Here is a 3,726-nt window from a genome sequence, read left to right on the forward strand (position 1 = left end):
AAATACGCACTAATATCTACCAACCCACCTTGTCACAACAACTAACAGTTTTAAGAAACAATCAGATCGTATCGACACGACGGGAGGGTAAACAGATTTTTTATCAATTAAGCGATATGCGCGTGTTAAAAATCATGCAGATACTCTATGAAATTTATTGCAGTCACGATTAAGGTTCTGTCGCATTTCACCCTTTACAGTATCTAATCTAGTTCTTAATGCGATAGAACCATTTAACATAATGGCTGTTATACGAAATTAATGGATGTTCATATAGATTACTTGCATATTGTATTCGATCGAATACAATATAGTGAGAAGAGAAGGAATCCTCATGATTGAAATTAAACGTCTGCCAGAATTTGATGAATGGTTGGATGGCATTAAAGACAATATGACCCGTATCCGCCTGAATCGTCGATTAGATAAGGTTCAACGTGGAAACTGGGGAGACATTAAACCTCTCCAAGATGGCGTTTGGGAAATGAGAGAATTCTTCGGTTCTGGATGGAGGATGTATTACATCCAACATGGTGACGTTGTGATTGTAATGCTTGGTGGTGGAGATAAATCAACTCAACAACAAGACATCGATCGTGCAGTCAAACTATCGAAAACGTTGGAGGATTAAAATGGTTAAAGTAGCTGATTTACCAAGTTTTGATATGGCTGAGTCACTCAAAACTGAAGAAGACATTGTGATTTATCTCAATATGGTTCTTGAAGAGAATGATCCAGCTGAATTAGCTCATGCGCTTGGTGTTATTGCTAAAGCTCGTGGCATGACTCAAATCGCTAAAGAAGCAGGGATTGGGCGTGAGGCACTCTACAAAGCCCTACGTCATGATTCAGCACCACGTTTTGATACAATTAATCGTGTAGTAAATGCTTTAGGCTTAAAACTCACAGTACAACACGCCTAAAGCTTTAAAAAATATAGTAAAAATGGGAGCTAAAGGCTCCCATTTTTAGATTCCTATAACGTGTATTATGTTAATTTTAGAGAAACTCATAAATGAATATAATAATTTGATTAAAATCCATTCTCTAAAATTCGGATATCAACACCAAGCACATCACCTTTTATCTTAAAGTGATGTTCTTGCATATGTACGGTTACAAGGTGGGCATCTAAATGTTTGATACTTTTCCATTTTTCCAACATAACGACTGTATTTTTCAATGGCGCCTGATAAGACGCATGACTCTCATGATTAATAAGTAATTCGTAGCCAAAACAACCATCTTCTTCAAGCACTGTTGGTGTGATCTCCTTGAATGAATTGATTACATGTTGCAGATGCTTTGAACCGGGTTTTACTTTAATTTCAGCAATAATTGTTAACATCATTTACCTCTATATCACTGATGCAGAAAAATTACGGATCAAATGTTGGCGATAGTCATCTTTTATTTGTGGTAAGTTTGGTGCTTTGATGACGTCATGAGCAATAAATGTTGACATGCTTTGCATACCAAGAAACTCATTGGCTTTTCGAAAAGGCAAATAAACCCCATCTACACCTCTCCCCTCAAAAAATTGTTTTGGATCAGTAAATGCTTCAGCAGGTGCATTCCAAGTTAATGACAGCATAAATTTTTTGCCACGCATTAAGCCTCCCGAACCATATTTTTTAGAAGTATCCGAACGTGAACGACCATCATTAGCGTATATATGACCATGACCTTCAGTAAATACATCATCAATATATTTTTTTACTGTCCATGGTGCACCCATCCACCAGCCTGGCATTTGATAAATAATAGCATCAGCCCAAAGATATTTTTTTACCTCCTCTTTTGGATCAAAAGCACTATCAGCACGCGTAACTTTAACTTTATGACCTAATTTGGTTAACACTTCTTCTGCTAAAATTGTCAAGGTATCATTCAATTCACCATTAGAATGAGCAAAAGTTTTAGCACCATTGATAATTACAATATTATTCATCTTCATCCCAAATTGAATAGAGAAGTACAATATAAATTTAAGATCCATCAACATAAATGCAATTATTAACAAAACATTATTGATTAATTGTTAATAATTAAAATTAATATATAATTAAAAATGATTTTTTATTAATGATTTACTTAGATATGAAATCTACATTTGATGAACTTTTAGTATTTGTTACGATCGCTGATTGTGGCTCTATAGTGAAAACAGCAGAACAATTAAATCAAACAACATCTGCTATCAGTCGCACATTACAACGCCTCGAAAAAAAATTAAATGTTAAATTAATCGAACGTACAACCCGTAGCCTTAATCTTACCTATGATGGAAAAATTTTTTTAGAAAGAGCAAGAAAATTACTTTCTGATTTGAATGAAGCTGAAGAGTTGTTAATTAATCCAGGTACTGAACCTACAGGCTTAATTAAAATAGATTCAGCAACACCGTTTGTATTGCATGTAATTATTCCATTAATACCAGAGTTTATAGAACGATATCCAAAAATCAGTATTGAACTAACTAGTCATGATCATGTAATTGATTTATTAGAGCATAAAATAGATGTTGCTATACGATTTGGTGATCTAGAAGATTCAAGTCTCTATGCAAAATTATTATATAAAAGTCGTTTGTATATCGTTGCTAGCGCTGAATATCTCAAAAAAAATAACTTACCAAAATCTATTATTGAGTTAAATCAACATAGATTATTAGGATTTAGCCATCCTTTGCATTTAAATAATTGGCCAATTTACATAAATGATCAACTATATAAAACTTCACCATCTATTACAGCTTCTAATGGCGAAAGTGTTCGTCAACTTGCTTTACAAGGCGTAGGAATCGCTTGTCTCTCTGAATTTTTAATTTTAAAGGATATAAAAGAAGGTAAATTAATTGCTTTATTTGAAGATGAAATAAAGATTCATGAGCAAAAAATCCATGCTGTCTATTACAAAAAAAATTATATACCTAAGAGAGTTAGATTATTTATTGATTATTTATATGAAAAATTACAACAGCTTAATTAATTTTAAATGGATTTTTCAAACCAAAGTCTGAAAAATCCACCAAATCACTACCCATTTAACATAATGGAGGTTATGCAAAGTCGACTTGTAATGCAATTTGCATTACACTGTTCCTAGTACATTAAATACTTGGGAAATATGATGGCTACTGTTAACTTCAGGATCGATGAAGCCCTTAAAGAAAAATCTTATTCAATCCTTAAAGAGCAAGGTATTGCACCTACGGATTTCTTCACTAGTATTCTTGAGTATGTTGCTACGACTGGGAAACTGCCTGTCAAAAAAGCTTTGCTTTCGGAAGAAGATGAAGAATTATTAGCTCTTGTCCGTAAGCGCATTAATGATCCTAAAGAGATGTTTGAGGAAGTCACATTAGATGACTTATAAGCTTTTACGGGCACTGTTGCAAATAGGCTGACGTGATAAGCTAAATATCTTATTTATTTCGAGATACAGCAGATGAATCCCTTCCACGGTCGGCACTTTCAAGGTGAAATCATTCTTTGGGCTGTTCGTTGGTATTGTAAATATGGCATCAGCTATCGTGAACTTCAAGAAATGCTTGCTGAACGAGGCATAAATGTGGATCACAGTACAATTTATCGTTGGGTTCAGCGTTATGCTCCAGAAATGGAAAAACGCTTACGCTGGTATTGGCGTAATCCTACAGATTTACATTCATGGCATATGGATGAGACTTATATCAAAGTGAAGGGGCGATGGACTTACCTGTAT

General features: G+C 34.2%; 7 protein-coding genes and 1 pseudogene. 6 read left to right on the forward strand and 2 right to left on the reverse strand.

The genetic code is table 11. The annotated features are described in order from the left end of the window. The 3 genes and pseudogenes from AC13CK_RS03160 to AC13CK_RS03170 all read left to right on the forward strand — a co-directional run. Positions 1–173: pseudogene (locus AC13CK_RS03160) on the forward strand (transcriptional regulator); the annotation flags it as partial. 161 nt (positions 174–334) lie between these two features. Beyond that, entirely contained in the window at positions 335–631 is a 297-nt protein-coding gene (locus AC13CK_RS03165) for a type II toxin-antitoxin system RelE/ParE family toxin (RefSeq protein WP_004647749.1), read from the forward strand. Position 632: 1 nt separating this feature from the next. Continuing rightward, positions 633–923, forward strand: coding sequence for an addiction module antidote protein (locus AC13CK_RS03170; protein WP_004647750.1), 291 nt, complete (start codon positions 633–635; stop codon positions 921–923). 110 nt (positions 924–1,033) lie between these two features. On the opposite strand, the gene AC13CK_RS03175 is transcribed toward AC13CK_RS03170, so the two are convergent. Together AC13CK_RS03175 and AC13CK_RS03180 are read right to left on the reverse strand one after the other, a co-directional pair. Then, a complete protein-coding gene (locus AC13CK_RS03175) occupies positions 1,034–1,348 on the reverse strand; it encodes a putative quinol monooxygenase (RefSeq protein WP_482830938.1) in 315 nt (104 codons plus the stop codon). Positions 1,349–1,357: 9 nt separating this feature from the next. After that, positions 1,358–1,951: an NAD(P)H-dependent oxidoreductase gene (locus AC13CK_RS03180; protein ID WP_482830937.1), complete on the reverse strand. Its 594-nt coding sequence runs from the start codon at positions 1,949–1,951 to the stop codon at positions 1,358–1,360. Between the two features lie 149 nt (positions 1,952–2,100). On the opposite strand from AC13CK_RS03180, the gene AC13CK_RS03185 reads away from it, so the two are divergent. From AC13CK_RS03185 to AC13CK_RS03195, 3 genes are all read left to right on the forward strand, one after another. Further along, positions 2,101–2,991, forward strand: a complete 891-nt coding sequence (locus AC13CK_RS03185) for a LysR family transcriptional regulator (protein WP_035334907.1) — start codon at positions 2,101–2,103, stop codon at positions 2,989–2,991. A 141-nt stretch (positions 2,992–3,132) separates the two neighbouring features. Further along, a complete protein-coding gene (locus tag AC13CK_RS03190; RefSeq protein ID WP_000246755.1) occupies positions 3,133–3,378 on the forward strand; it encodes a type II toxin-antitoxin system RelB/DinJ family antitoxin in 246 nt (81 codons plus the stop codon). Between the two features lie 72 nt (positions 3,379–3,450). Continuing rightward, positions 3,451–3,726: IS6 family transposase (locus AC13CK_RS03195; protein ID WP_026441232.1), on the forward strand; the 276-nt coding region annotated here is incomplete at its 3' end.

This window comes from Acinetobacter sp. L-24, from assembly GCF_056857555.1.

What these genes read in the sequence shown, in the direction of transcription:
- AC13CK_RS03185 (WP_035334907.1), top strand. Translation starts at nt 2,101, where the DNA reads ATGAAATCTACATTTGATGAACTTTTAGTATTTGTTACGATCGCTGAT.
- AC13CK_RS03180 (WP_482830937.1), bottom strand. Translation starts at nt 1,951, where the DNA reads ATGAATAATATTGTAATTATCAATGGTGCTAAAACTTTTGCTCATTCT.
- AC13CK_RS03165 (WP_004647749.1), top strand. Translation starts at nt 335, where the DNA reads ATGATTGAAATTAAACGTCTGCCAGAATTTGATGAATGGTTGGATGGC.
- AC13CK_RS03170 (WP_004647750.1), top strand. Translation starts at nt 633, where the DNA reads ATGGTTAAAGTAGCTGATTTACCAAGTTTTGATATGGCTGAGTCACTC.
- AC13CK_RS03175 (WP_482830938.1), bottom strand. Translation starts at nt 1,348, where the DNA reads ATGTTAACAATTATTGCTGAAATTAAAGTAAAACCCGGTTCAAAGCAT.
- AC13CK_RS03190 (WP_000246755.1), top strand. Translation starts at nt 3,133, where the DNA reads ATGGCTACTGTTAACTTCAGGATCGATGAAGCCCTTAAAGAAAAATCT.